The sequence below is a fragment of the Streptomyces sp. NPDC101393 genome (assembly GCF_044767385.1).
Lineage (GTDB): Bacteria > Actinomycetota > Actinomycetes > Streptomycetales > Streptomycetaceae > Streptomyces.
Genome location: NZ_JBIWNU010000004.1, coordinates 653,625 through 677,009 on the forward strand (window position 1 = coordinate 653,625; position 23,385 = coordinate 677,009).

The 23,385-nt window shown below is 72.3% G+C and carries 15 protein-coding genes; 8 read left to right on the forward strand and 7 right to left on the reverse strand.

What is annotated here, in order from left to right; all coding sequences use genetic code 11:
• The first annotated feature begins 333 nt into the window (after positions 1 to 333).
• Both gltB and ACIRQ7_RS16495 read left to right on the forward strand, forming a co-directional pair.
• Positions 334 to 4,875, forward strand: coding sequence for a glutamate synthase large subunit (gene gltB, locus ACIRQ7_RS16490; RefSeq protein WP_404263016.1), 4,542 nt, complete (start codon positions 334 to 336; stop codon positions 4,873 to 4,875).
• The gene (locus ACIRQ7_RS16495; RefSeq protein ID WP_401475704.1) at positions 4,868 to 6,328 is read left to right on the forward strand and encodes a glutamate synthase subunit beta; all 1,461 of its coding nucleotides are present in this window, start codon (positions 4,868 to 4,870) and stop codon (positions 6,326 to 6,328) included. Before gltB ends, ACIRQ7_RS16495 begins: the two co-directional genes overlap by 8 nt.
• A 131-nt stretch (positions 6,329 to 6,459) precedes the next feature.
• On the opposite strand, the gene ACIRQ7_RS16500 is transcribed toward ACIRQ7_RS16495, so the two are convergent.
• On the reverse strand, positions 6,460 to 7,017 hold the full coding sequence (locus ACIRQ7_RS16500; protein WP_404263017.1) for a hypothetical protein: 558 nt from the start codon (positions 7,015 to 7,017) through the stop codon (positions 6,460 to 6,462).
• Positions 7,018 to 7,084: 67 nt separating this feature from the next.
• Between ACIRQ7_RS16500 and ACIRQ7_RS16505 the strand changes: the two genes are divergently transcribed.
• A complete protein-coding gene (locus tag ACIRQ7_RS16505; RefSeq protein WP_404263019.1) occupies positions 7,085 to 7,873 on the forward strand; it encodes an ArsR/SmtB family transcription factor in 789 nt (262 codons plus the stop codon).
• A 4-nt stretch (positions 7,874 to 7,877) separates the two neighbouring features.
• Here ACIRQ7_RS16505 and ACIRQ7_RS16510 read toward each other — a convergent pair whose 3' ends face one another.
• Both ACIRQ7_RS16510 and ACIRQ7_RS16515 read right to left on the reverse strand, forming a co-directional pair.
• The gene (locus tag ACIRQ7_RS16510) at positions 7,878 to 8,348 is read right to left on the reverse strand and encodes a PPOX class F420-dependent oxidoreductase (protein WP_404263021.1); all 471 of its coding nucleotides are present in this window, start codon (positions 8,346 to 8,348) and stop codon (positions 7,878 to 7,880) included.
• 69 nt (positions 8,349 to 8,417) lie between these two features.
• Positions 8,418 to 8,951 (reverse strand): hypothetical protein, encoded by a 534-nt coding sequence (locus ACIRQ7_RS16515; RefSeq protein ID WP_404263023.1) that lies wholly within the window; start codon positions 8,949 to 8,951, stop codon positions 8,418 to 8,420.
• Positions 8,952 to 8,974: 23 nt separating this feature from the next.
• Between ACIRQ7_RS16515 and ACIRQ7_RS16520 the strand changes: the two genes are divergently transcribed.
• Positions 8,975 to 9,859: an MBL fold metallo-hydrolase gene (locus ACIRQ7_RS16520; RefSeq protein ID WP_404263024.1), complete on the forward strand. Its 885-nt coding sequence runs from the start codon at positions 8,975 to 8,977 to the stop codon at positions 9,857 to 9,859.
• Here ACIRQ7_RS16520 and ACIRQ7_RS16525 read toward each other — a convergent pair.
• On the reverse strand, positions 9,817 to 10,860 hold the full coding sequence (locus ACIRQ7_RS16525; protein WP_404263026.1) for a substrate-binding domain-containing protein: 1,044 nt from the start codon (positions 10,858 to 10,860) through the stop codon (positions 9,817 to 9,819). The genes ACIRQ7_RS16520 and ACIRQ7_RS16525 overlap by 43 nt on opposite strands.
• Positions 10,861 to 11,029: 169 nt before the next feature.
• Positions 11,030 to 11,923, reverse strand: coding sequence for a hypothetical protein (locus ACIRQ7_RS16530; protein WP_404263027.1), 894 nt, complete (start codon positions 11,921 to 11,923; stop codon positions 11,030 to 11,032).
• Positions 11,924 to 12,188: 265 nt separating this feature from the next.
• Between ACIRQ7_RS16530 and ACIRQ7_RS16535 the strand changes: the two genes are divergently transcribed.
• Complete coding sequence (locus tag ACIRQ7_RS16535) at positions 12,189 to 12,995, forward strand: S1 family peptidase (RefSeq protein ID WP_404263028.1); 807 nt, start codon at positions 12,189 to 12,191, stop codon at positions 12,993 to 12,995.
• A 221-nt stretch (positions 12,996 to 13,216) separates the two neighbouring features.
• Positions 13,217 to 16,300: an endo-alpha-N-acetylgalactosaminidase family protein gene (locus ACIRQ7_RS16540; protein WP_404263029.1), complete on the forward strand. Its 3,084-nt coding sequence runs from the start codon at positions 13,217 to 13,219 to the stop codon at positions 16,298 to 16,300.
• Positions 16,301 to 16,387: 87 nt separating this feature from the next.
• Here the strand turns inward: ACIRQ7_RS16540 and ACIRQ7_RS16545 are convergent, their stop codons facing one another.
• On the reverse strand, positions 16,388 to 18,205 hold the full coding sequence (locus ACIRQ7_RS16545; protein WP_404263030.1) for a beta-galactosidase family protein: 1,818 nt from the start codon (positions 18,203 to 18,205) through the stop codon (positions 16,388 to 16,390).
• Between the two features lie 218 nt (positions 18,206 to 18,423).
• Here ACIRQ7_RS16545 and ACIRQ7_RS16550 point away from each other — a divergent pair, with 218 nt between their 5' ends.
• On the forward strand, positions 18,424 to 19,311 hold the full coding sequence (locus ACIRQ7_RS16550; protein WP_401475674.1) for a helix-turn-helix domain-containing protein: 888 nt from the start codon (positions 18,424 to 18,426) through the stop codon (positions 19,309 to 19,311).
• Between the two features lie 768 nt (positions 19,312 to 20,079).
• Here ACIRQ7_RS16550 and ACIRQ7_RS16555 read toward each other — a convergent pair.
• Complete coding sequence (locus ACIRQ7_RS16555; RefSeq protein ID WP_404263032.1) at positions 20,080 to 21,510, reverse strand: MFS transporter; 1,431 nt, start codon at positions 21,508 to 21,510, stop codon at positions 20,080 to 20,082.
• Between the two features lie 309 nt (positions 21,511 to 21,819).
• Here ACIRQ7_RS16555 and ACIRQ7_RS16560 point away from each other — a divergent pair, with 309 nt between their 5' ends.
• Positions 21,820 to 23,349: an aldehyde dehydrogenase family protein gene (locus ACIRQ7_RS16560; RefSeq protein WP_404263034.1), complete on the forward strand. Its 1,530-nt coding sequence runs from the start codon at positions 21,820 to 21,822 to the stop codon at positions 23,347 to 23,349.
• The last annotated feature ends 36 nt before the right edge of the window (positions 23,350 to 23,385 follow it).

A 23,385-nucleotide genomic window follows, 5' to 3' on the forward strand; every position in this document is an offset into this window, starting at 1 on the left:
CATAATTAACGCGTTACCCGGCGGTTTCGTTTTGTTGACGACCGGGCATAAGGCCGAAGCGTCGCGGGCAATGTCGCCTGTCGAACGCCGCTTGTGGGACGACGAAGTGTCCGTCCACATCCTTGATCACCGTCATGTGCGGTGTCCGTATGTTGGAAGGCACTATCCGCTTTTCGAGAAGCGGGCCATCCTGTAACCTGCACGAAATTTCGCGGAGGGCCAACGTCGTCCCTCGGCAATACCTATGCCACGACGACGTTGGGAGAGCCGATGCGTTCCGCGTCCACGCACTCCGCGACCACCAGCAGCGCCAGCGCCGCCGCATGGTCGCCCATGGACGGGCGCCCCGCCCAGCAGGGGATGTACGACCCTCGCAATGAGCACGATGCCTGTGGCGTCGGCTTCGTGGCGACCCTCACCGGCGAGGCCAGCCACGCGCTGGTCGAGCAGGCGCTCACCGTCCTGACGAACCTGGAGCACCGGGGTGCCACCGGCTCGGAGCCCGACTCCGGCGACGGTGCCGGCATCCTGCTCCAGGTACCGGACGCGTTTCTTCGCGAGGACGTGACCTTCGAGCTCCCCGAGGCCGGCAGCTACGCCGTCGGCATCGCCTTTTTGCCGTCCGAGGCCCAGGATGCGGCCGACGCCGTCTCGCGCATCGAGACGATGGCCGCCGAAGAGGGCCTGGACGTCCTCGGCTGGCGCGTCGTCCCCGTCGCCCCCCAGCTGCTCGGCAACGGCGCCCGCGCCACCATGCCGGCCTTCTCCCAGCTGTTCGTCGCCGACGGCCGGAACACCGGTCTGGCCCTGGACCGCAAGGCCTTCGCGCTGCGCAAGCGCGCCGAGCGCGAGGCAGGGGTCTACTTCCCCTCGCTGTCCGCCCGGACCATCGTTTACAAGGGCATGCTCACCACCGGACAGCTGGAGCCGTTCTTCCCGGACCTGTCCGACCGCCGCTTCGCCACCGCCATCGCGCTGGTCCACTCGCGGTTCTCCACCAACACCTTCCCGAGCTGGCCGCTCGCCCACCCGTACCGCTTCGTCGCGCACAACGGCGAGATCAACACGGTCAAGGGCAACCGCAACTGGATGCGGGCGCGTGAGTCGCAGCTCGCTTCCCAGCTCTTCGGCAACCAGGACCTGGAGCGGATCTTCCCGGTCTGCACCCCGGACGCCTCCGACTCCGCCTCCTTCGACGAGGTCCTGGAGCTGCTGCACCTCGGCGGCCGCTCGCTGCCGCACTCCGTGCTGATGATGGTCCCCGAGGCGTGGGAGAACTCCCCCACCATGGACCCGGCCCGGCGCGCCTTCTACCAGTACCACTCCACGATGATGGAGCCCTGGGACGGCCCCGCCTGCGTCACCTTCACCGACGGCACCCAGGTCGGCGCGGTCCTCGACCGCAACGGCCTGCGCCCCGGCCGCTACTGGGTCACCGACGACGGCCTCGTCGTGCTCTCCTCCGAGGTCGGCGTCCTCGACATCGACCCCGCCAAGGTCGTCCGCAAGGGCCGCCTCCAGCCCGGCCGGATGTTCCTCGTCGACACCGCCGAGCACCGCATCATCGAGGACGACGAGATCAAGGGACAGCTCGCCGCCGAGCACCCCTACGAGGACTGGCTCGAAGCCGGTCTGATCGACCTCGCCGACCTGCCCGAGCGCGAGCACATCGTGCACACCCACGCCTCGGTCACCCGCCGCCAGCAGACCTTCGGCTACACCGAGGAAGAGCTGCGCGTCATCCTCGCGCCGATGGCCAAAGCCGGCGCCGAGCCGATCGGCTCGATGGGCACCGACTCGCCGATCGCCGCGCTCTCCGAGCGCCCCCGGCTGCTCTTCGACTACTTCACCCAGCTCTTCGCGCAGGTCACCAACCCGCCGCTGGACGCCATCCGCGAGGAGCTCGTCACCTCGCTGATCTCCTCCCTCGGCCCCCAGGGCAACGTCCTGGAGCCGTCCGAGGCGTCCTGTCGCAGTGTGACCCTGCCCTTCCCGGTCATCGACAACGACGAGCTGGCCAAGCTCGTGCACATCAACGCCGACGGCGACATGCCCGGCATGAAGTCCGTGACGCTCTCCGGTCTCTACCGCGTCTCCGGCGGCGGCGAGTCGCTGGCCGCCCGGATCGAGGAGATCTGCGCCGAGGCGGACGCCGCCATCGACGACGGCGCCCGGCTGATCGTGCTCTCCGACCGCCATTCGGACGCCGAGCACGCGCCGATCCCGTCGCTGCTGCTCACCGCCGCGGTCCACCACCACCTCATCGGCACCAAGGAGCGCACCCAGGTCGGGCTGCTCGTCGAGGCCGGCGATGTGCGCGAGGTGCACCACGTCGCGCTGCTCATCGGCTTCGGTGCCGCCGCCGTCAACCCCTACCTCGCGATGGAGTCCGTCGAGGACCTCGTCCGCGCCGGCACCTTCCTGCCCGGCATGGAGACCGAGGCGGCCATCAAGAACCTGATCAAGGCGCTCGGCAAGGGCGTCCTGAAGGTCATGTCCAAGATGGGCATCTCGACGGTCGCCTCCTACCGCGGCGCGCAGGTCTTCGAGGCCGTCGGCCTGGACGAGGAGTTCGTCGCGCAGTACTTCCACGGCACCGCCACCAAGATCGGCGGCGCGGGCCTGGACGTCATCGCCAAGGAGGTCGCGGCCCGGCACGTCAAGGCCTACCCGGTCTCCGGCATCGCCGCCACGCACCGCGCCCTGGAGATCGGCGGCGAGTACCAGTGGCGCCGCGAGGGCGAGCCGCACCTCTTCGACCCGGACACCGTCTTCCGGCTCCAGCACTCCACCCGCTCGCGCCGCTACGACATCTTCAAGCAGTACACGGAGCGGGTGAACGAGCAGTCCGAGCGGCTGATGACGCTGCGCGGCCTGTTCTCCTTCGCCTCCGACCGCCCCTCGATCCCGATCGAGGAGGTGGAGTCGGCCGCCGACATCGTCAAGCGTTTCTCCACCGGCGCGATGTCCTACGGCTCGATCTCCCGCGAGGCCCACGAGACCCTCGCCATCGCCATGAACCAGCTGGGCGGCAAGTCCAACACCGGTGAGGGCGGCGAGGACGCGGACCGCCTCTACGACCCGGCCCGGCGCTCCTCCATCAAGCAGGTCGCCTCCGGCCGCTTCGGCGTGACCAGCGAATACCTGGTCAACTCCGACGACATCCAGATCAAGATGGCGCAGGGCGCCAAGCCCGGCGAGGGCGGCCAGCTGCCCGGCCACAAGGTCTACCCGTGGGTCGCCAAGACCCGGCACTCGACGCCGGGCGTGGGGCTCATCTCCCCGCCGCCGCACCACGACATCTACTCCATCGAGGACCTGGCTCAGCTGATCCACGACCTCAAGAACGCCAACCCGGCGGCCCGCATCCACGTCAAGCTGGTCTCCGAGGTCGGCGTCGGTACCGTCGCCGCCGGTGTCTCCAAGGCGCACGCGGACGTCGTCCTGATCTCCGGCCACGACGGCGGAACGGGCGCCTCCCCGCTGACCTCCCTCAAGCACGCGGGCGGCCCCTGGGAGCTCGGCCTCGCCGAAACCCAGCAGACGCTGCTGCTCAACGGCCTGCGCGACCGCATCGTCGTGCAGACCGACGGCCAGCTCAAGACCGGCCGTGACGTCGTCATCGCCGCGCTGCTGGGCGCCGAGGAGTTCGGCTTCGCGACCGCGCCGCTGGTCGTCTCCGGCTGCGTCATGATGCGCGTCTGCCACCTCGACACCTGCCCCGTCGGCATCGCCACCCAGAACCCGGTGCTGCGCGAGCGGTTCAGCGGCAAGGCCGAGTACATCGTCAACTTCTTCGAGTTCATCGCCGAAGAGGTCCGCGAGCTGCTCGCCGAGCTGGGCTTCAAGACCCTCGACGAGGCCATCGGCCACGCCGAGCTCCTCAACACCTCGCAGGCCGTGGACCACTGGAAGGCGCAGGGCCTGGACCTGGCCCCGCTGCTGCACGTCCCCGAGCTGGCCGAGGGCGCCGTACGCCACCAGGTCACCATCCAGGACCACGGTCTGGAGAAGGCCCTCGACAACGAGCTGATCAAGCTCGCCGCGGACGCGCTGTCCGCGGACACCGCCGAGGCCGCCCAGCCCGTACGTGCCCAGGTCGCGATCCGGAACATCAACCGGACCGTCGGCACCATGCTCGGCCACGAGGTCACGAAGAAGTTCGGCGGTGCGGGCCTGCCCGACGACACCATCGACATCATCTTCACCGGCTCGGCCGGCCAGTCCTTCGGCGCGTTCCTGCCGCGCGGCGTCACGCTGCGCCTGGAGGGCGACGCCAACGACTACGTCGGCAAGGGCCTGTCCGGCGGCCGGGTCGTCGTCCGCCCGGACCGCGGCGCCGACCACCTCGCCGAGTACTCCACCATCGCGGGCAACACCCTCGCCTACGGCGCGACCGGCGGCGAACTGTTCCTGCGCGGCCGGGTCGGCGAGCGGTTCTGCGTCCGCAACTCCGGTGCGACCGTGGTGTCCGAGGGCGTCGGCGACCACGGCTGCGAGTACATGACCGGCGGCCACGCCGTCATCCTCGGGGAGACCGGCCGCAACCTCGCGGCGGGCATGTCCGGCGGCGTCGCGTACGTCATCGACCTCGACCCGGACAACGTCAACCGCGAACTGGCCGACGCCGTCAGCGCGCTGGACGACACCGACAAGCAGTGGCTGCACGACGTCGTGCGCCGCCACCAGGAGGAGACCGGCTCCACCGTCGCCGAAAAGCTCCTCGCGGACTGGGACACGGCCGCCGCCCGCTTCAGCAAGGTCGTCCCGGCCACCTACCAGGCAGTGCTCGCCGCCAAGGACGCCGCCGAGCGAGCCGGACTCACCGAGTCCGAGACCCACGAGAAGATGATGGAGGCGGCGACCAATGGCTGACCCCAAGGGCTTCCTGACCACCGACCGCGAGGTCGCCAAGACCCGCCCCGTCGAGGAGCGCGTCCAGGACTGGAACGAGGTCTACCAGCCCGGCTCCCTGCTGCCGATCATCAGCAAGCAGGCCGGCCGCTGCATGGACTGCGGCATCCCGTTCTGCCACAACGGCTGTCCCCTGGGGAACCTCATCCCCGAGTGGAACGACTACGCCTACCGCGAGGACTGGAGCGCCGCCAGCGAGCGGCTGCACGCCACCAACAACTTCCCGGAGTTCACCGGGCGGCTGTGCCCCGCACCCTGCGAGGCGGCGTGCGTGCTCGGCATCAACCAGCCCGCCGTCACCATCAAGAACGTCGAAGTCACCATCATCGACAAGGCGTGGGACCTCGGCGACGTCACCCCGCAGGCCCCCGAGCGGCTGTCCGGCAAGACCGTCGCCGTCATCGGCTCCGGCCCGGCCGGACTGGCCGCCGCCCAGCAGCTGACCCGGGCCGGCCACACCGTCGCCGTCTACGAGCGCGCGGACCGGATCGGCGGACTGCTCCGCTACGGCATCCCCGAGTTCAAGATGGAAAAGAGCCACATCAACCGCCGTATCGAGCAGATGCGTGCGGAGGGCACCAAGTTCCGTACCGAGATGGAGATCGGCCGGGACATCGACGCCAAGAAGCTGCGCAAGCGCTACGACGCCGTCGTCATCGCCGCGGGCTCCACCACCTCCCGCGACCTGCCGGTCCCCGGCCGTGAGCTGAACGGCATCCACTTCGCGATGGAGTACCTGCCGCTCGCCAACAAGGTGCAGGAGGGTGACCTGACCGTCGCCCCGATCAGCGCCGAGGGCAAGCACGTCGTCGTCATCGGCGGTGGCGACACCGGCGCCGACTGCGTCGGCACCGCCCACCGCCAGGGCGCGGCCTCCGTGACCCAGCTGGAGATCATGGGCAAGCCGGGCGACGAGCGGAACCCGAACCAGCCGTGGCCGACCTTCCCGATGCTCTACAAGGTCACCTCCGCGCACGAGGAGGGCGGCGAGCGGCTCTACTCCGTCTCGACCACCCACTTCGAGGGCGACGAGGACGGCAACGTCCAGTGGCTGCACCTGACCGAGGTGGAGTTCAAGGACGGCAAGCCCGAGCCCAAGCCCGGCACCGAGCGGAAGATCCCGGCGCAGCTGGTCACCCTCGCGATGGGCTTCACCGGCACCGACCAGGAGAACGGACTGGTCTCCCAGTTCGGGCTGGAGCTGGACGCCCGCGGCAACATCGCCCGCGACGCGGACTTCGCCACCAACGTCCCCGGCGTGTACGTCGCCGGTGACGCGGGCCGCGGCCAGTCGCTGATCGTGTGGGCCATCGCCGAGGGCCGGTCCGCGGCCAAGGGCGTGGACCGCTTCCTCACCGGAGCCAGCGCCCTGCCGGCTCCCATCAAGCCGACGGATCGCGCACTGACCGTGTAGCCGACCGTCACCAGTTGTCCCGTACAACGTCGTGCGGAACAGCCGCGGCGCCTGCCCCCTCCCCGACCGGAGGGCAGGCGCCGCGGGCCTTTTCGGACCGGATCCGTCCCCACGGCCACGACCCGGCGCGGCTACGACCCGCTGCGCTGCCCGGGGAACCGCCGCCCCAACTGCTGCGCCAGCTCGCGCGCGGGAGCCGGTACGGCCCGCGGCGGGGGAGTGCCCGGCGGGCGGAAATCGTGCACGGGCGGGCACCACACCGACAGTTCGCTACGGCCCTCGCCCCTCGGCAGTACCCACCGCGGATCGACATGCACGCGCAGCACCTGCGCCTCGATCCGGGTCCGGTCACCGTCGGCGAGGGTGTGCCCGCCGATCCGGCGCGCCTCCAACTGCACCGGGCAGTACGACAGTCGGGGCGGCCGCACCAGCTCCGACGGCTCGGTCCACGGCGCCTCCGCCGGGCCCGACTCGTCGCCTCCCGGCCCGGCAGGCGGCAGATTGAAGACCACGTCCGGGCGTACCGCGAGATTGCGCGCCGTACGGCCGCGGGCGGGCAGCGACACGCTCACGACCGGGCCCAGCTCCCAGCGGATCCGGAGGGTGACCAGCTCGAAGGTACCGTCGTCGTTCTCCGTGGACAGCAGCGCCGAGGCAACCGAACTGCTCTTCTCCAGCACGCCTTTCATGCCCTTGAGGATAGAAGCCGGACGCTTCGGTGCTCACCGAAGTGTTACGGGCGATTACTCTCTGCACATGAACCCATGGGACGCCGACCACGAGAGCACCGCGGAAACCCCCGATCTGGCGGCCCTCGCCGCCCTCCTCGCGGACCGCACCCGCGCCACCATGTGCATGGCCCTGCTCGACGGCGGCTCCTGGACCGCGGGCGAACTCGCCGAATACGCGGCGGTGGCCCCCTCCACCACCACCGAACACCTCAACCTCCTGGTCGCCGGAGGCCTGTTGGCCGAGGAACGCCACGGCCGCCGGCGTTACGTACGCCTCGCCGGCCCGGACACCGCCGAAGCCCTGGAGAATCTCGCCGGGCTGGCCCCCTACCGCCAGATCCCGATCCGCTCACTCGCCGAGGCCAACCAGCGCAGAGCCCTGCACCACGCAAGGACCTGCTACGACCACATCGCCGGAGCGCTGGGCGTCGCGATCGCCGACGCCATGACCGAACGCGGCCTGCTGGCAAGGGAATACGGCCTGGTGCTGACCCGCGCCGGCGCCGACTGGCTGGCCGGCCTCGGCATCCCCGACCCCGGCCCGCAGGTCGCCCACCGCGCCCACGTCCGCACCTGCCTCGACTGGACGGTGCGCCGCCAGCACCTCTCCGGTGCCCTCGCCGCGGCCCTGTGCCGCCACGCCCTGACCCGGTCCTGGATCCTCAAGTCCCCCTCCACCCGCATCCTCACCCTCACCGACACCGGCCGCACCGCACTGCGCGACAGCCTGGGCCTTCCCGAGGAGGTGCTGGCGCCGTCCCCCGCGGCGGTGCTCCCGGCGGGGGTGCGGGGGCGGGGCGGCACCGGGGCGTGAGCCGCTACTCCTGATCGGCGACGGACGCCGGGAAACCGCCGGTGGCGATCGGGCCCCAGCGCAGCGGGGTCACCCGGATCAGGGACTTGCCCTGCTTGCGCATGGCCTCGCGGTACTCGTCCCAGTCCGGGTGCTCGCCGGAGATGTTGCGGAAGTACTCCACCAACGGCTCGACCGAGTCGGGGGAGTCGATGACCTCGGCCTCACCGTCGACCTGCACCCACGGACCGTTCCACTCGTCGGACAGCACGATGACGCTGACCGAAGCGACCTGGCGGATGTTGCGGACCTTGGCGCGCTCCGGGTACGTCGACATGACCAGCCGCCCGGAGTCGTCCACCCCGCAGGTCAGCGGCGATCCCTGAGGAGTGCCGTCGGAGCGGCGGGTGAGCAGGATCGCGCGGTGGCGGGGCCGGACGAACTCCAGGAGGCCGGGCAGTTCGACACGGGTGTTGGTGGCGATGGAAGGGCTCATGGCGGTGAGCCTAGAGGAGTGGGTCCGAAAGTCGCGGCTGACCGCGGCCACCGGGCCCGGGGCGCGCCGTCAGCCCTTGAGGAGCTGCTTGCCGGTGGCCGCGTCCACGACCTTGCGGCCGTCCAGCTCACTCTTGAGGTGGACCTTCACCTTGTCGGTGGCCAGTTGGGAGGTGCACATCCCGTCCGGGTCCTTGGGCTTGCCCCAACCGGAGATCACGATCAGGTCCTTGGTCTCGTGCGTGTGCACACCGTAGCGGGCATCGCAGCCGCCGTGCCCGACGGTCACCGTGATCTCCTTGACCTGGGTGTCCTTGGGGCGGTCGGCGCCCGCCAGCGGCAGCATCGCATCCTTCCGGCCGGACACCGGGGAGACCTTCGGCCAGTCCCGCGCTATCTGATCGGCTCGCCGTTCGAACGGATCCTTCTTCTTCGGGGGCGCGGTGCCCACTGTCTGCGTATCGCCGCCGCAGCCGGAGAGCGCGACGGTGCCGGCCGCGGCCATCGCGAGGACGGCGGCGAGCGTACGGCCACGGGTCGGTGTGTGGCGACGGGTGGTGCCGGTGCGGGCCATGGACATCTGCTGGTCGGTGGTTCCTCGCATGACATGCCTCCTTGGGGTCACGGATGGGACGTGGCCGGCCGGAATCGGGTTCCGGAACAGCCGCTTCCCTTGTGCGGCACGGGCGAACGCCGCCCCGGCCCGTCCGCTGGTGGCGCAAACGGGGGCGGCAGCGGAGAGGGCGGGGCCAGGGGGGCTGCCGTGGGGATCACACCGGGCTCCCCGGATCCGCGCCCGCCATCCTGGACGCCCTCGGTCGGCTCGGTGCCCGTCCGGGCGCTCTGCGGCGGATCGTGCTCACCCACTCCCGTGTCGACCACATGGGCTCGGCCGCCGATCTGGTGGACGCCACCGGTGCCCGCGTCCTCGCCCGAGCGGACGACGTCCCCTGCGTCAGCGGTGCCGCGCCGGCGCCGCCGTCCGTGCACACCCCCGCCGAACGCGCGCTGCACGAACAGGTCATGGCGGGCCTCGCACGCGCGGAGCTCCCGCCGCTGCGCCACCTCCCCGTGGACGTCGCCCTGCACGACGGCGACACCCTGGACGACGGGAGGGAACCCGTGCGGGTGCTGCACGTCCCGGTCACACCCCGGGCGGTAGCGCGCTCCATCTGCCCGGCAGCGGCCTCCTGTTCCCCGGCGACGTCATCGGCACGGGGGAGGGGCGCGCGGTGCTCGGACCCTTCACGCCGACCGGGCGGCGGCCGTCGCGTCCTTCCGCCGGCTCGCGGCCCTGGAGGATGTGGACACGCTGTGCGTGCCGCACGGCGAGCCGATCCGTACGGACGTGCGGGGGGTGCTGACGGTGGCCACGCGGGAGACGGACCGGACGTGAGGGGCGGCCGGGTCCCCTCCCGTGGGCCGTGGCGGTCAAGGGCGCCGGAGCGGTCAGGACGGCGCCGGAGCGGTCAGGCCGATTCGCGGGCCTCGATGTGGAAGGTGCCCAGGTGATGGGTGGCGGGGGCGGTGCCGGGGTGGCGTATGAGGGTGTCGACCAGGGCGGCGATGCGGTCCGGCGGGGTGATCTCGGCACGGACACTGGTCAGCCGCGGACGGAGCAGCCGGGCCAGCAGCAGATCGTCCGCGCCGACCACCGCGATCCGGCCGGGGCCGCCGCCGATGGTGTGCCCGGCGTCCTGGAGGGCGCGCATCAGCAGCATCGCGTACTCGTCGTTGTAGGCGAACACCGAGTCCAGGCCGAGGTCCGGCCAGGCCGCGGCGAGGGCGGCGGCGGACTCCTCGGTCAGGGCGAGGTCGAGCGGACGGACCTCGGCACCGGGGTGCCCGGCGGCCGCCGCCCGGACGCCTGCGAGCCGCGGCCCGGCGAACGCCGCCAGGCCCGCCTCGGCCGGCCGCACGACACCGATCCGCCGTCGGCCGCGGCCCAGCAGATGCGCGCCCGCCCGCAGCCCGGCCTCCTCCTGGTCCAGCAGCAGGGTGTGGGCGCCCGGTATCGCCGGCGGGCCGTGCGTGAGGACGGCGGCGGTTCCGGCGCGACGGAGGAGCTCGACGGCGGGCGCGTCCAGCGCCGGCTCGTGCAGCGTCAGCACGGCGGCGGGCCGCAGTTCGGCCCAGGCGCGGGCCGCCGCCATCGGGGACGCGGCGGCCGCGCCGTGCAGCACACCGGTGTAGCCCAGGCGGTGCAGCGCGCTCTGGAAGCCGGCCAGGAAGGCGCTGAAGAGGGGCCCGAAGGCGGGGGCGGTGTCGGCCGGCGCGGCCAGCAGGACGATGCTGCCCCGTCCGGCGCGCAGGCTGCGGGCGGCGGCGTGCGGGACGTACCCCAGCTCCTCGGCGGCGGCCCGGACCCTGGCCTGCGCCGCCTCGCCCACCCGGCCGGCGGCCTGCCCGTTGAGGACGTAGGAGACCGTGGCGCGCGAGACCCCGGCGCGGTGCGCAACGGCCGCGCTGGTGGGGGCTGTTGGGGCCGCCCGGCGGCCGGCTGCGTCAGTCATCGTGCCGGGCATCCTCGCACAGGGAAGTGCGGGCCCTGGGGGAGGGCCGGGGTGCCGGCAGGGGCGGCCGCCCCGTCCCGGATCCGGTCAGTTCCCGCCAACTCCCGGGCGCGGCACGGTGCCCGCCGCGCGCCCGGGACGCCCCGCCGAACGCACCGCCCGGCGCCCGCTACGTAGCGCAGTCCAGCAGCGTCTTGCACAGGCCGCAGCGGGCCTGCAGCCGGCCGCGGACCGGGACGCGGATCCGCTGGTGGCAGGTGGGGCAGGGGAACGACACCCGCAGCGGGGCCGTGCCCTCGAAGGCGTAGCCGTCGCCGTGCGACCGGCCGCCGTGTCCCCGGCCCGCGGCCGCGCGGCGGTCCCTGGCGTAGTGCCGCCGGGCCTGCCATCCGGCGGCGGCCAGCGGCGGCTGCCGGGCGTCCTCGCGGGCCCGCGCCAGCCCGGCCGTGTAGGCGTCGTACGCCTGCGGGCTGGTGAACCACGGGGCCGGGTCCTCGCCGAAGAACAGCGCCCGCTTGGCGAGGACGTAGCCGAATTCCTCCGGTGTCAGATAGCCGAGCTTCTGGGAGAACGGGCCGTGCTCGCGGTAGGCGTCCAGCAGCAGCCAGCCGGCGCCGAGGTAGGTGGTCGCGGTGTCGGTGAGGATCTCGTTGTCGCGGGTGCCGGGCAGGGCGAGGTCGAGGCGGTGCAGATAGACGTGCATCACTTCATGGGCGAGCGCGGCCCCGATGTCCTTGCGGTGATGCGTGAAGCGCTCGTTGAGTTCGATGAAGTACTCCGGGCCCGCGGTGAGTTCGACGTTCGCGGCATGCTCCATCTCGCGGAACGACACGACCGTCCGCGCGTTCGGCAGCCGCAGATGACGCACCATCGCGCCCGCCACCCGCTGCGCGCCCAGATGCAGGTCCTCGGAGTCGTCGAAGGCGACGTCGACGGGCAGCACACTGGCCGCGAAGGTGCTCACCGTGTCGTACGACAGGCGCTTGTAGAGCGCGGTCAGGGCCGTACGGACCGTGCCGATATGGGGAAAGCCGTGCGCGATGTCGTTGTCACCCGTAGCCACCCGGCCACTGTACGACTGACCGGGATCGACCGGTATGGGCCGTACGGGGCGGGCCACGCACGGCAGTTGGCCGGATGCAGACCCTTGTCACCCTGTTCGAACACTCCACATAATCACAGGGCGCTCCACGGACTCATCCCCCACTGGGTCCGGACGTCTCGCGGTGTGCTGCCGTCTCTCCACGCAGTCCTTTCGGCGGCCCCCTCGGCTCCGGTGTGGGCATGGGCTCGTCATCGACGTGCAACCCCCCACGAAAGGAAGCCCGTTGCGCAGCTACCTGAAGCACCTCAAGAGAACCACCGCCGTCGGCGCGGTCGCCCTGGCCGCCTTCAGCCTCCAGCCCGGATCGGCCTTCGCCGCCCCCGGGCCCACCCCCTCCGACTCCCACACCAAGGTCGTCGGCGGCACCAAGGCCGAACAGGGTGAATTCCCCTTCATGGTGCGGCTGTCGATGGGCTGCGGCGGCGCGATGTACGCCAAGGACGTCGTCCTGACCGCCGCGCACTGTGTCGACGGCAGCGGCCCGAACACCTCGATCACCGCCACCGGCGGCGTGGTCGACCTGGAGGACTCCGCCGCGGTCACCGCCAAGTCCACCGAGGTTCTGCAGGCCCCCGGCTACAACGGCAAGGGCAAGGACTGGGCGCTGATCAAGCTCGACAAGGCCCTCGACCTGCCGACGCTGAAGATCGCCGAGGACGACAAGCTCAACAACGGCGACTTCGAGATAGCCGGCTGGGGCGCCGACAAGGAAGGCGGCGACCAGCAGCGCTATCTCCTCAAGGCCACCGTGCCGTTCGTCGACGACGCGGCCTGCGAGAAGGCCTACGGCGACTCGCTGACGCCCGGCGACGAGATCTGCGCCGGCAAGCTGGACACCGGCGGCATCGACACCTGCCAGGGCGACTCCGGCGGCCCGATGTTCCGCAAGGACGACGCCGGCGAATGGCTCCAGGTCGGCATCGTCTCCTGGGGCGAGGGCTGCGCACGGCCCGGCAAGCCCGGTGTCTACAGCGAGGTGAGCACCTTCGCCGCGGACATCAAGAAGGCCGCCGGGGAACTGGGCGGCTGACCGTACGGACCGACACGAAGGGCCCGGGGCATGCTCCCCGGGCCCTTCGCCGTACCCGTACCGCCCGGAACCGCGGCGCGAGGACCGATCGCGGCCGGCAGGGCCCGGCGGCGGCCCCGTTAGTCCAACATCTGCCCCGCCTTTGTCCATAGGCGCACGCCCCGCGCCGCCCGCACGCTGTCCGGCGACAGGCAGTGCAGGTGCGAAGGAGGACAGCGCGCGTGAACGAACAGACAGGTGCCGCCGGTCGCGGCCCCAGCCGCCGGAAGGTCGTCGCCGCCACCGCGCTGGCTGGGATCGCCACCACCCTCCCGCTCGGCGCGCACACCGCCGCGGCCGCGGCCCGAGCGGGCGAGACCGTCCTGCACTCCGATGCGCTGGACGTCCGCGTCGACACCGCCTTCCCGCGCATCGTCTCCTACACCGACCGCGCCGGCGGCGCCGTACTGCACGGCCAGGAAACCCCCGTCACGCAGGTCCTCATCGACGGCACCGCCCACACCCCCGAGGTCAGCCACCGGGCCCGCGGCGACCGCGCCCACTACACCCTCGCCTTCGACGGCGGCACCGAGATCACCGTCGAGATCGCCGTCAAGGGATGGCAGGTCACCTGGCGGGTCACCGGCATCACCGACACCGCGGCGCTGCGCGTCGGCACCCTGGAGATCCCGGCCCTCGCCCTGCTGAGCGTCCGCAGCGACCAGCCGGGCGCCGCACTGCTCGCCGCCCGCATCGACCTCGACAAGGCCAAGAGCGGTGACACCCTCGTCAAACCGGCCGCCGACACCCCCGCCGAGGCCTCGCCCACCGGCTGCGCCTACGCCGTCCTCGCCACCGGCCAACTGGCCGCAGCGCTGGAGACCAACACCGTCCAGGACAAGCCGTCCGGCGCCACCACCTGGGAAAACGGCCGGCTGTGGCGGCAGACCGTCAAGGGCGACGGCTTCGTCAAGGCACAACTGGGGTGCGGCCAGTGGACCCACCGGGCGGCCGGCCAGCCCGTCGACGCCACCGACCCGCTGCCGCAGGCGACCGTCATCGTCACCCGCGACCGCAACGGCGACGGCACGGCCGACTGGCAGGACGCCGCCATCGCACTGCGCGACATCATGGTGACACCGCTGGGCGCCGACGAGCAGCATCTGCGGGTCGTCCCGCACATCCCGTTCAACTTCGCCAGCCAGGCCACCAACCCGTTCCTCGCCACCCTCGACAACGTCAAACGGATCGCCCTGGCCACCGACGGGCTGCGGCAGTTCACGCTCCTGAAGGGCTACCAGTCCGAAGGCCACGACTCCGCGCACCCGGACTACGGCGGAAACTACAACGAGCGGGCCGGCGGCCTCGCGGACCTCAACGCGCTGCTGCGCGCCGGAAAGAAGTGGAACAGCGACTTCGCGGTGCACGTCAACGCCACCGAGTCCTACCCCGTCGCGCACGCCTTCTCCGAAACGCTCGTCGACAGGGACGACAAGCAGTGGGACTGGCTCGACCAGTCCTACCGCATCGACGCCCGCCGCGACCTGGTCTCCGGCGACATCACCCGCCGCTTCGCCCAGCTGCGCGAGGAGACCGACCCGGCGCTGAACACCGTCTACCTCGACGTCTTCCGCGAGTCCGGCTGGAACTCCGACCGCCTGCAGCGGCATCTGCACGACCAGGGCTGGCAGATCGCCACCGAGTGGGGGCACGGCCTGGAGCGTTCCTCGCTGTGGTCGCACTGGGCGACCGAGACCGACTACGGCCCCGACGCCTCGCGCGGCATCAACTCCCGGCTGATCCGCTTCGTGCGCAACCACCACAAGGACGTCTTCGCCGACAAGTGGCCGACGCTGCTGGGCGCGGGCCGGATGGGCAACTTCGAGGGCTGGGTCGGCAAGACCGACTGGGACGCCTTCCACAAGATCATCTGGGCGGACGCGCTGCCCGCGAAGTACCTCCAGGCCTACCCGATCAAGACCTGGGCCGACCACGAGATCACCTTCGAGGGCCCCACCCGCACCTCCGTCAGCGACGCGGACGGCACCCGGAAGATCACCACCGACGGGCGGACCGTCTACGACGACGGCACCTACCTGCTGCCCTGGGAGCCGCGCCGCGCCACCGACCCGGACAAGCTCTACCACTACCACCCCAAGGGCGGCACGAGCAGTTGGACGCTGCCCCGCGGCTGGTCCGGCAGCGGCCCCGTTCACGTCTACCGGCTCACCGACCAGGGCCGTGCCGACGAGACGCGCGTCCCCGTCAGCGGCGGCCGCATCACCCTCACCGCACAAGCAGGCGTCGCCTACGTCGTTCACCGCCGCAAGGCCCCCGCACAGGGCGGCCCCGACTGGGGCGAGGGCACCGCCCTGGCCGACCCCGGCTTCCACTCCGGAACCCTCGACGCCTGGCAGGCCACCGGCCCCGCCACGGTCGAACGCAGCGCCCTCGGCGACCACGAACTGGTCATCGGCGCGGGTGCCGCCGCCACCGTCGGCCAGAAACTCACCCGGCTCGCCCCCGGCACCTACGCCGCATCCGTCCAGGTCGAGGTCGGCGCCGAAGCGGGGGAGCGGCGGCGGGCCGCACTCGCCCTCCGCACCGCCGACGGCGTCACCGCCACCAACTGGACCGAGACCTCCACGGCCGGCAACTACGTCGCCGCCGACCGCAAGTCCGGCACCCGCTTCCAGCGGCTCTTCACCCACTTCACCGTCCCCGAGGGCGGCGGCCCCGTCACCCTCACCCTGACCGCAGCGGCGGGCACCGCGCGCATCCGATTCGACAACGTACGGATCGTGCCCGCACAGCGCAGCACCAAGAAGGGCACCCTGGTCCACGAGGACTTCGAGCACGTCCCCCAGGGCTGGGGCGTCTTCGTCAAGGGCGACGCCGGCGACATCACCGACCCGCGCACCCATATCGCCCAGCGGCACGCCCCGTTCACCCAGCGAGGCTGGAACGGCAAGGCCGTCGACGACGTCATCGACGGCGGCCAGTCGCTCAAATCACGCGGCGAGAACACCGGCCTGGTCTACCGCACCGTCCCGCACACCGTCCGCTTCACCGCCGGCCGCCGCTACCGCGTCACCTTCCGCCACGAGAACGAGAAAGCCGGACAGTACGCCTGGGTCACCGCGGTCGACGCGCCCAAGACCCGCGAACTGACCCGCACCCCCCTGCCCGCCGCCACCCGACCCACCACCCACACCTACGAGTTCACCGCCCCCGCCGACGGCGAGGCCTGGGTGGGGCTGCGCAAGGTGGGCGACGACGGCACGGCGGAATTCGTCCTCGACACGTTCGAGGTGCAAGAGCTGTGACGCCCGCCGCGCCGTGACCGAACCCGCCGTAGGGCCGGGCCGACTTCCCCGCCCGCCCCTACGGCGTCCCATCCCCCGCCGCCTGCGTCAGCGCGGCGCGCAGGGATACAGACCGGGCGCCCCCGCCCCTTCCCCCACGAGGGGCGGGGCGCCCTCCATTTCCCACAGCAGCAGCTCGTTCTCCCCCTCGCGCAGCACCGGCCCCGGCACGAACAGCGCACGCTGCGGCCCCACATCCCAATAGCGGCCCAGGCAGAAGCCGTTGACCCACGCGAAGCCGCGCACCCAGCCGGGCAGCACGAGATCCGCGTCACCGGGACGGCCCTCCAGCACCAGAGTGCCGCGATACAGCCCCGCACCACCGGCGCCCGCCCCCTCCTCCCGGGCCCGGAACGGCACCTTCGCCACCGCCCCCGCCTCCTCCAGGGCATCCAGCCGCAACCCACGCGCCCTTACCCCGTGCAGATACTGGCGCTCGTGCAGCAGCCCGCCGGTGATCCCCTTCGCCTCTCCCAGCCGCGGCCCGTAGTTGACCCGCCCCAGCGACTCCACCCACAGCTCCACCGACGCCGGCCCCGCGACCTCCCCGATCACCGCTTCCTCGGTGGGCTCGATGCTCTCGGCGTTCTCGGTGCCCAGCACCGGCCCCCGCACCCCGTCCACCCACACCACCGCCCGGTCCCGCAGCCCCGACACCCGCAGCGGATACGGGCCGCGCGGCCCCGGCACCTCCACCCGGTAGCGGACCACCCCCCGGTCCACCCCCAGCTCCTCGAACGTCACCGGACCGCCCGCCTCGACCTCCGCGCCGCCCAGCACCTCCATCACGTCCGCGACGGGCGCCCACTCCCCGACCACCGCGGACACCGGAGCGGACAGCACCCGCGGCGGCTCCGGCAACTGCGGCAGCGGACCGCTCGCCCACTCGGCGAGCACCTCCCGGAACCGCCAGAACTTCTCCGTCGGACGGCCGCGTTCATCGACCGGCGCGTCGTAGTCGTACGACGTCACCGTCGGCTGCAACGCCCCGTCGTGCAGGTCACCGGCCCGGTTCGCGCCCGCCCACCCGCCGAAACTCGTCCCCCCGTGCGCCATGTAGATGTTCACCGAGCCCCCGCACTCCAGGATCTCCCGCAGCGCCGCCGCGGCGACCTCCGGAGCCCGCGGCACCCCGCCGCGCCCCCAGTGCGCGAACCAGCCGCACCAGAACTCCATACACATCAACGGCCCCTCCGGCCGGTGTCGGCGCAGCGTCGCGAACGCCTCCCGGGCGCCGGAGCCGAAGTTGACGGTGGCCGTCACCCCCGGGATCGAGCCGCCCGTCAGCATGTGGTCCTCCGGCCCGTCCGACGTGAACAGCGGCACCCGCACCCCCAGCGTCCGCAACAGGGACGCGACCTGCGCCAAATACACCGCGTCACTGCCGTACGACCCGTACTCGTTCTCCGCCTGCACCATGATCACCGGGCCGCCGGTGTCACACTGCCGCGCCACGACCTGCGGCATCAGCCGCGCGAACCACGCTTCCACCGCCCGCAGATACTCCGCGTCCCGGGTCCGCACCCGCCGGCCCAACGGCCCGGTCAGCCACTCCGGCAGCCCGCCGTTCTCCCACTCCGCGCAGATGTACGGCCCCGGCCGGACGATCGCCCACAACCCCGCCGCGTGCGCCGCGTCCAGGAACCGGCCCAGCGCCTCGGGATCGTCGAACACACCGGGGCGCGGCTCGTGCAGATTCCACGGCACATACGTCTCCACGCAGTTCAGCCCCATCGCGCGCAGCATCGCCAGGCGGTGATCCCACTGCGCCTCGTGCACCCGGAAATAGTGCAGCGCCCCGGACAACAGCCGCACCGGCCGCCCGTCCAGCACGAAGTCCCGCTCGCCCACCTCGAACTGCGCCACGTCTGCCGCCCCTGTCCGCTCACACCCACCCCGCGTGCCGGTCACGCGCATCGGTCACCCTCGCCCTCTGGCGGTGCGGCGGTCCATGGACAAAGATCGTCGTTGTTTGGACGGAGCGGTGGGCGCGTGGCGCGGGGCCGGTACACGGCGGTGAGCGGCGGTGAGCGGCGCCTTCCACGACGGGCACGGCGACTGACGAGGCGACGGGAGGTCCGGGCATGTACCACACCTGGATGCGCTACTTCACTCCGAGCCCGGTCCACCACCGGCTCGGCCTGGTGTGCCTGGGGGTAGGACTGCAGCACGGCGCACTGCCGGCGGTCGGCCCGCGCACCCTCGACCACCACGTCGCCATCATCATCAACGCCGGCCGCGGCTGGTGCACCGGGCCCGACGGGCGGCGCGAAGTGGTCACCGCGCCCGCCCTGTTGTGGATCGTGCCGGGTGTGCCGCACCACTACGGGGCCGACCCGGAGACCGGCTGGGACGAGAGCTTCGTCGACTTCACGGGGCCGGCCGCCACCACGTACACCGAACTGGGCTACATCGAACCCCACCGCCCCGTCGTCCCCCTCGCCGACACGGCCCCGGCCCGCGCGGCCGTCGGCCGGATCGCGCGCGCGGCGCGTCGCGGCAATCCCCTGCTCGACGTGGAAGCCGCGGCCGCCGTGCATGAACTCCTCGTCGCACTCCGGCGCGCGCGGGCCGATACGGACGCCGACGGCGATCCCGTGCTGCAGTCGCTGGCGCGGGACGCGTTCCTGCCCCTGTCCGTGGCCGAACACGCGGGCCGGCACGGCATGACACCCGCGGAACTGCGGGCCGCCGTACGGCGGGGGGCGGGGTGCAGCCCCAAGGACTACCTGCTGGGGATACGGCTGGGGCGGGCGAAGGAGCTGCTGGTGGGCACGGAGCTGCCGGTGGCGGCGGTCGCGAGGCGGGTGGGGTACGACGATCCCGCCTACTTCAGCCGACTGTTCACCCGCCGGGTGGGCACCGCACCGGTCCGCTTCCGTGCGCGGCAGGTCCGCAGTGTCCCGGGGGGCTGGTCCACGCAGGTACCTGACCCGGACAATCCGCCGCTGGTCAATGGGCGTCGGGGCTGAGGCGGGGTTGCCGTCGGCGTTCGTGGTTACGGGGCCGGGTGGCTTGGGTGGGGTGGGTTCGGTGTGTGGGTGGTGGGGCCGGAGGGGGGCCGCCCCGGGGTGTCTCCTCGACGCATGTGCCCTCGGGTACGTGGTTTAGACGGGGCCCCGTCTGGCACCTGTCGCTGCGGGGACACCCCGGGGCGGCCCCCCTCCGGCCGTCCGCCGTCGCCGACTCTCCCGCCGTACCCATGACCGTATGACCGTCCAGAGACGGAGACACGACAGACCTACGCCCCGGGCCCGTAGTTCGCTCACGCTCCGGCCCGTTTTGCTCGCCATGTTCGGCCCGTCGCTCGCTCATGTGAGGGCCGGGGGTGGTGTGTCCGCGCGAGCCCGGGGCGGCATGCCTGTGCGGGCCGAGATGGGGTGCCGAACCCGGCTGGTGTACCCGCACCAGCCCGGTTGGCGTGTCTGTGCGGGCCGGGGTGGTGTGCCTGCGCGGCCCAGGTGGTGTGGGGGTCTTGGTGGTGTGGGGGTCTTGGTGTTGTCGTGACGGGTCGTGGGTCGGTGGGGCGGTCGGGGGCGTGCGTAGGGCCGGAGGGGCCGTACCGGGGGGTCCCCGCAGCGACAGGTGCCGGATGGGGGCCCACTTCTGCACGTAGCCGAGGGCACATGCGTCGAGGAGACACCCCGGTACGGCCCCTCCGGCCCCCACCACCCACACACCCCAACCGGCCCCCGGCAAACCCCGGCCACGCCGCCCCGCCCCGCCGCCCCGCCCCGCTGTCAGGGGGAGACCTCCTCCAGGGGACGGTCGGTGGTTTCCTCCGCGAGTGTGGCGGCGACCGCCGCGCCTGCCAGTGCGACCGCGCCGAGCATGACGAAGACGCCGGTCAGGCCGGTGCTGCCGGCGTAGACCGCGCCCACCAGCAGTGGGCCGAGGATCACGCCGATGCGGTTGAGGGCGCCGCCGACGCTGCAGCCCAGGGCCCGCATCCGGGTCGGGTACAGCTCCGGTGTGTAGAGGTAGAGGCAGATGTTGGAGCCGAAGAAGCAGACCGCGGCCAGCGATGTCCAGACCAGTACCTGTACCGGCGTTCCGGCGCCGAGCGCGGCGAGGACGAGGAGGACCGCGGCCGCGCCGCCGAGGAAGAGGGCGAAGATGCGGCGGCGGCCGATCCGGTCGACGGTGAGCGCGGCCAGCAGGCAGCCGAGCAGCCCGGCGACCGAGGTGACGGTCGAGTAGAGCAGGGCGTCGGTGAGGTTGAGGCCGAACCGGGTGCCGTAGATCGTCGGGAGCCAGGACGTGATGCCGTAGTTCACGAAGTAGCCGGTGAACCAGAGGGTGCCGACGACGAGGGTGCGGCGCCGGTAGCGGCCGGTGAACAGGCCGCGCAGGCCGGTGGCGGCCCGTTCGGCGGGGGTGGCGGAAGGGCCGGGGGCGGGGGCGGCGGCGTCGGGTGCGGAAGGTGTGTCGGACGGCAGCGGCGGCAACGGGCGGCCCGTCGCGGCAGCGACCTTCGTTTCGATGAGGTCCATGGTCGCGGCCGCTTCCCGCAGTCGTCCGCGGTCGGCGAGCCAGCGGGGTGATTCGGGGACCGTGCGGCGGACCAGGAGGCACAGCAGGCCGGGGAGGGCGGCGAGCGCGTACATCCAGCGCCAGCCGAGGGCGGGTACGACCCAGGCGGCGCAGAGTGCGCCGAGGGTGAGTCCGGCGGGGAAGACGAGTTCGTAGAGCAGGACGAAGCGGCCGCGGCCGTGGCTGCGGGTGATTTCGCTGATGAAGGTGGCGGCCACCGGGACCTCGCCGCCGATGGCGAGGCCCTGGACGAAGCGCAGTGCGGTGAAGGGGGTCGGTCCGGGGCTGGCGGCGAGGGCGAGGGAGACGATGCCGGAGGCGCCGATGCACAGGGCGATGACCTTGACCCGGCCGATGCGGTCCGCCATCCGGCCGGAGAAGAGGGCGCCGATCAGCATGCCCACGGAGCCGATGGTCAGCACGAGGGTGGATTCGGCGGTCGACAGGCTCCATTCCTGGCGCAGCTCGGGCATCGCGTAGGCGATGAGGAGCTGGTCGAAAGCTTCGAAGAAGGTCACCACGCCGATGACGATGCGGACGGTGACGTGCCAGCGGGACAACGGGAGACGTTCGAACCGGGCGGCGATGCCGGCGCGGGTGGCGTCGGCGTCGCGGTCCGGGGAGGCGTCGAGGCTCATCCGGGATTCCTCCAGGCCCGCGTGGACGGCGGGTGAGGGGCGAGGGGCGGGTGGGTGCCGGGGGAGCGGGGCGCTGCCGGATTGCGTGGGGGCGTCCCGTTCGTAAGCGCAAAGTTTCTAAGGGCTTAAGTTCTACCGACCTCAGGGGTGTGGTCGTCAAGGGTTTGACCAACCGAACTTTTTTCGAGCTGGGGTCTTGCCAGAGAATAGTTAAGTGCTTAGATTTCTGGCGCTGAACCAATCAGGGAGGTGGTCGCCATGTCAGGGCGCACCGCCCGGACCGCTCAACTCGCCGTCAGGAGGCCGCGGATGACCGTCGATGCACCGGCGGGGGACCTGGTCCCCGCACCGGAGCGCACCCCGGACGAGGTGCTGGTCGCGGGGGAGTGGCGGCGCGGCGGCGGAGCCCCCGTCGAGACCGTCGACCCGGCCACCGGCCGCACCCTCACCGTGCTGGCGGGCGCCGACGCCACCGACGTCGACGAGGCCGCCCGGCGCGCCGCGACGGCCGCCGCCGACCCCCGTTGGCGCGGGCTGCCCGCCCACCGCCGCGCCCGCCTGCTGCACCGCATCGCCGACCTCATCGAGGCCGACGCCGACCGGATCAGCGCCCTGCAGACCGCCGACACCGGCAAGTGCCGCGCCGAGACCCTCGCCCTGGCGCACAGCGCGGCCGGCACCTTCCGCTACACCGCCGCCGCCCTGGAAACCGCCGAGGACGCCGTCACCCCGGCCCGCGGCGACTACGTCACCATGAGCCTGCACGAGCCGATCGGCGTCATCGGGGCCATCACCCCCTGGAACTCGCCGATCGCCAGCGACGCCCAGAAGCTCGCCCCGGCCCTCGCCGCAGGCAACGCCGTGCTCCTCAAGCCCGCCGAATGGACCCCGCTGGTCGCCCTCGCCCTCGGCCGGATCGTGCACCGCGCACTGACCGAGGCCGCACTGCCCACCGGCCTGCTGTCCGTCCTGCCCGGCCCCGGCGCGGTCACCGGCGACGCGATCGTGCGCCACCGGGCCGTCGGCAAGATCGCCTTCACCGGCGGCACCCGTACCGGCCGCGCCCTGGCGCACGCCGCCGCCGACAAGCTGATGCCGGTGTCGCTGGAGCTCGGCGGCAAGTCCCCGACCATCGTCCTGGAGGACGCCGACCTCGAACAGGCCCTGGCGGGTGTGCTGTTCGGCATCTTCTCGTCCAGCGGCCAGAGCTGCATCGCCGGCTCCCGGCTGTTCGTCGCCCGCGCCCGCTACGACGCGTTCGTCGGCGCACTCGTCGCCCGTGCCAAGGCGCTGCGGGTGGGGCCGGGGAGCGACCCGGCCACCCAGGTCGCGCCGCTCGTCCACCACCGCCACCGCGACAGCGTCGCCGCCTACGTCGATCTGGCCCGCACCGAGGGCGCCCACGTCCTGTGCGGCGGCGCCGCCCCGGAAGGCGAGCGCTACCGCGACGGCGCCTACTACCTCCCCACCGTCCTGGACGGCCTGCCGAACTCGGCCCGCGCCTGCCAGGAGGAGATCTTCGGCCCCGTCCTGATCGCGCTGCCCTTCGACGACGAGGACGACCTCGTCGCGCAGGCCAACGACACCGTCTACGGCCTGGCCTGCGGACTGTGGACCCGGGACGCCGCGCGGGCCTGGCGCCTCGCCCGCCGTATCGACGCCGGCACGGTGTGGATCAACACCTACAAGCAGTTCAGCGGGTCCACCCCCTTCGGCGGCATGAAGGACAGCGGCCTCGGCCGGGAGAAGGGCCGCGACGGCATCCGCGGCTACCAGCGCCAGAAATCCCTCTACTGGGGCACCGACGGCGCCCCGCTGCCCTGGGCCGCGCCCCGCTAGCCCCTCACGCGCCCCGTACGTCTGCCCGAAGACCTG

Excerpts from the sequence above, each read along its gene's own strand:
- gltB (WP_404263016.1), top strand. The coding sequence starts at position 334 with ATGGACGGGCGCCCCGCCCAGCAGGGGATGTACGACCCTCGCAATGAG.
- ACIRQ7_RS16495 (WP_401475704.1), top strand. The coding sequence starts at position 4,868 with ATGGCTGACCCCAAGGGCTTCCTGACCACCGACCGCGAGGTCGCCAAG.
- ACIRQ7_RS16500 (WP_404263017.1), bottom strand. The coding sequence starts at position 7,017 with ATGAAAGGCGTGCTGGAGAAGAGCAGTTCGGTTGCCTCGGCGCTGCTG.
- ACIRQ7_RS16505 (WP_404263019.1), top strand. The coding sequence starts at position 7,085 with ATGAACCCATGGGACGCCGACCACGAGAGCACCGCGGAAACCCCCGAT.
- ACIRQ7_RS16510 (WP_404263021.1), bottom strand. The coding sequence starts at position 8,348 with ATGAGCCCTTCCATCGCCACCAACACCCGTGTCGAACTGCCCGGCCTC.
- ACIRQ7_RS16515 (WP_404263023.1), bottom strand. The coding sequence starts at position 8,951 with ATGCGAGGAACCACCGACCAGCAGATGTCCATGGCCCGCACCGGCACC.
- ACIRQ7_RS16520 (WP_404263024.1), top strand. The coding sequence starts at position 8,975 with ATGGGACGTGGCCGGCCGGAATCGGGTTCCGGAACAGCCGCTTCCCTT.
- ACIRQ7_RS16525 (WP_404263026.1), bottom strand. The coding sequence starts at position 10,860 with ATGACTGACGCAGCCGGCCGCCGGGCGGCCCCAACAGCCCCCACCAGC.
- ACIRQ7_RS16550 (WP_401475674.1), top strand. The coding sequence starts at position 18,424 with ATGTACCACACCTGGATGCGCTACTTCACTCCGAGCCCGGTCCACCAC.
- ACIRQ7_RS16555 (WP_404263032.1), bottom strand. The coding sequence starts at position 21,510 with ATGAGCCTCGACGCCTCCCCGGACCGCGACGCCGACGCCACCCGCGCC.
- ACIRQ7_RS16560 (WP_404263034.1), top strand. The coding sequence starts at position 21,820 with ATGACCGTCGATGCACCGGCGGGGGACCTGGTCCCCGCACCGGAGCGC.